This is a genomic window from Actinosynnema sp. (assembly GCF_052038725.1).
This window is the reverse complement of record NZ_JBQGCX010001087.1, coordinates 1-3,384: the sequence shown is the minus strand read 5'-3', so window position 1 is coordinate 3,384 and position 3,384 is coordinate 1. Positions and strand designations below refer to the sequence as shown.

Annotated in this window: 2 protein-coding genes; both read right to left on the bottom strand. The window is 76.9% G+C overall.

Annotated features, from left to right (window positions below; genetic code table 11):
- The coding region (locus ACTUAL_RS23030) for a type I polyketide synthase (RefSeq protein ID WP_440901698.1) at window positions 1-1,565 on the bottom strand (1,565 nt) is incomplete at its 3' end.
- Window positions 1,566-1,611: 46 nt separating this feature from the next.
- Window positions 1,612-3,384: type I polyketide synthase (locus tag ACTUAL_RS23025; protein ID WP_440901697.1), on the bottom strand; the 1,773-nt coding region annotated here is incomplete at its 5' end.

Here is a 3,384-nt window from a genome sequence, read left to right as displayed (position 1 = left end):
CTGGTTGACGGCCGATCCGCGCACCACCGCCAGCACCGGGTGCCCGTTGCGGCGCGCGTGGTCCCCAGGGACAGCGCCAGGTCCAGCCCGTCCGCGTCCCCCTCGGCGACGAACGAGGCGAGCCGGTCGGCCTGGGCGGCGAGGTCGGTCGCGCCGCGCCCGGACACCGGCCACAGCCGCACCGGGAACCGGACCGGGTCGCTCTCCTGCGCCACCGGCTCGGGCTCGGGGGCCTGCTCGACGATGGTGTGCGCGTTGGTGCCGCTGATGCCGAACGAGGACACGCCCGCGCGGCGCGGCCGACCGCCGGTCTCCGGCCACGGCCGGGCCTGCGTCAGCAGCTCCACCGCGCCCGCGCTCCAGTCGACCTGGTCGGTGCGCTCCTCGGCGTGCAGGGTGCGCGGCATGAGGCCGTGCCGCACCGCCATGACGACCTTGATCAGCCCGGCGATGCCCGCGGCGGCCTGCGGGTGGCCGATGTTGGACTTGACCGAGCCCAGCCACAGCGGCTCGGTGCGGTCCTGCCCGTAGGTGGCGATGAGCGCCTGCGCCTCGATCGGGTCGCCCAGGACCGTGCCGGTGCCGTGCGCCTCCACCAGGTCGACCTGCGCGGCGGACAGCTCGGCGTCGGCCAGCGCGGCGCGGATGACCCGCTGCTGCGCCGGGCCGTTGGGCGCGGTGAGCCCGTTGGACGCGCCGTCCTGGTTGATCGCGGAGCCGCGCACCAGCGCCAGCACCGGGTGCCCGTTGCGGCGCGCGTCGGAGAGCCGCTCCAGCACGAGCACGCCCGCGCCCTCGGACCAGGCGGCGCCGTTCGCGCCCTGGCCGAACGAGCGGCAGCGGCCCTCGGGGGACAGCGCGCGCTGCTTGGAGAACTCCACGAACAGCTGCGGCGTGGCCATCACCGCGACGCCGCCCGCCAGCGCCAGCGAGCACTCCCCCGACCGCAGCGCCCGCGCGGCCAGGTGCACGGCCACCGACGACGAGGAGCAGGCGGTGTCGATGGTGACGGCGGGGCCTTCGAGGCCGAAGGTGTAGGCGACGCGGCCGGACACGACGCTGCCCGAGGTGGTGCTGTCCGGGTAGTCGTGGTGCATGACGCCGGTGAACACGCCGGTGGCGGTGCCCTTGAGGGTGGCCGGGTCGATGCCCGCGCGCTCGAACGCCTCCCAGGTGGTCTCCAGCAGCAGCCGCTGCTGCGGGTCGGTCTCGACGGCGTCGCGCGGGCTCATCCCGAAGAACAGCGGGTCGAACTCGGCGGCGTCGTGCAGGAAGCCGCCCTCGCGGGTGCAGGTCTTGCCCGGCTTGCCCGGCTCGGGGTCGTAGATGCCCTCCACGTCCCAGCCCCGGTCGACCGGGAACCCGGAGATCGCGTCGACGCCGTTCGCGACGAGGTCCCACAGGTCCTCGGGCGAGCGGACCCCGCCGGGGTAGCGGCAGGCCATCGACACGATCGCGATGGGCTCCCGGTCGCGGTCCTCCAGCTCGCGCACCCGCCGCCTCGCCTGCTGGAGGTCGGTGGTGGCCCGCTTGAGGTAGTCGCGGAGCCTGTCGTCGTTCGCCATCGGTGTTCCACCCATCTTCAAGCGCCGTCGGGACCGGTGACCGAGGTCAGGAGATGCCGAGTTCGTTGTCGAGCACCGCGAACAGCTCCTCGTCGGTGGCCTCGCCGAGGTCGTGCCCCGCGTCCTCGGTTCGGCCGCGCGCGTCGTGCCAGGTGCGCAGCAGCGCCTCCAGGCGGGCGGTGACCCTGGCCGCGTCCTCGTCGGCGACCGAGGCGAGCGCGGCCTCCAGCCGGTCGGCCTCGGCGAGGACGGACCGCGCGTGGTCCTCCTCCACGACGAGCTGGCCCAGCAGCTCGCGGGCGAGCGCCTGCGGCGAGGGGTGGTCGAAGACCGCGGTGGCGGGCAGCCGCAGCCCGGTGGCCGCGCCGAGGAGGTTGCGCAGCTCGACGGCGGCCAGCGAGTCGAAGCCCAGTTCCTTGAACGCCCTGGTGGGCGTGACCTCCTCGACCCCGGCGTGGCCGAGGACGGAGGCGGCGTGGGCGCGCACCAGGTCGAGCAGGAGCTGCTCGCGCTCGACGGCGGGCAGCCCGGCGAGGCGGTCGGCCAGCGGTCGGGCGTCCGCGCCGGACGCGGTGAGGGCGGCGCGCCGGGCCGGGACCCGGACCAGGCCGCGCAGCACGGCGGGCAGGTCGTCCACGCGGGCCCGCAGCGCCATCAGGTCCACCCGCATCGGCACGAGCGCGGCCTCACCGGTGGCGAGCGCGGCGTCGAACAGGGCGAGGCCCTCGGCGGGCGGCAGCGCGGGCATCCCGAGCCGCTCCATGCGGCGCAGGTCCGCGTCCTCCAGGTCGGCGCCCATGCCGCTGCCCGCCCACAGGCCGAACGCGAGCGAGGTCGCGGGCAGGTCGTGGGCGCGGCGGTGCTCGGCCAGGGCGTCCAGGAACGCGTTGGCGGCGGCGTCGTTGGCCTGCCCGGCGCCCGCGACCACGGCCGCCGAGGAGGAGATGAGCACGAACGCGGCCAGGCCCTCGGTGAGCCGGTGCAGGTTCCAGGCCGAGTCGACCTTGGCGCGCAGCACCGCGTCGACCTGCTCGGGGGCCAGGTCGGCGAGGAGGGCGTTGTCGACGACGCCCGCGGCGTGCACGACGGCGGTGAGCGGGTGCTCGGCCGGGACCGCGGCGAGCAGCGCGGTGAGCGCGTCGGCGTCGGAGGCGTCGCAGGCGGCGATGGCGACCTGCGCGCCCCGGTTCTCCAGCTCGGCCTTGAGCTCGGCCGCGCCGGGCGCGCCGAGGCCCCGGCGGCTGGTGAGCAGCAGGTGGGTGACGCCGTGCTCGGTGACCAGGTGGCGGGCCAGGAGCCCGCCGAGGCCGCCGGTGCCGCCGGTGATCAGGACGGTGCCGTCCGGCCGCCAGGTGGAGGCGGTGGTCTCGGGCAGCACGGCGCGGTGCAGGCGCGGCACCAGGACCTTGCCGTCGTGCAGGGCCAGCTCGGGCTCGCCGGTGCCGATGGCGGCGGGCAGCAGGTCCTCGGAGCCGGGTTCGACGTCGACGACGGTGAAGCGGCCGGGGTTCTCCGCCTGCGCGGCGCGCAGCAGGCCCCACAGGGGGGCGCGGGTCGGGTCGGCGGGGACGGCCGCGCGGGTCAGCACCACCAGGTGCGAGCCGGTGAGGCGGTCGTCGGCGAGCCAGCCGGTGAGCAGCGCGAGCGCGGCGTGGGTGGACTCGCGGACCTCGGCGGGGACGTCGGTGGGGTCGCTCGCGGGCGCGATCGGGGCGAGCACGACCTCCGGCGGGGGGGCCCCCCCGGCCCCGTGGGCGCGCCGCGCGGCCCGGTCGGCGTGCGCGGGGGCGGGGGTGGGGCCCCGCCACCACCCGGCCCA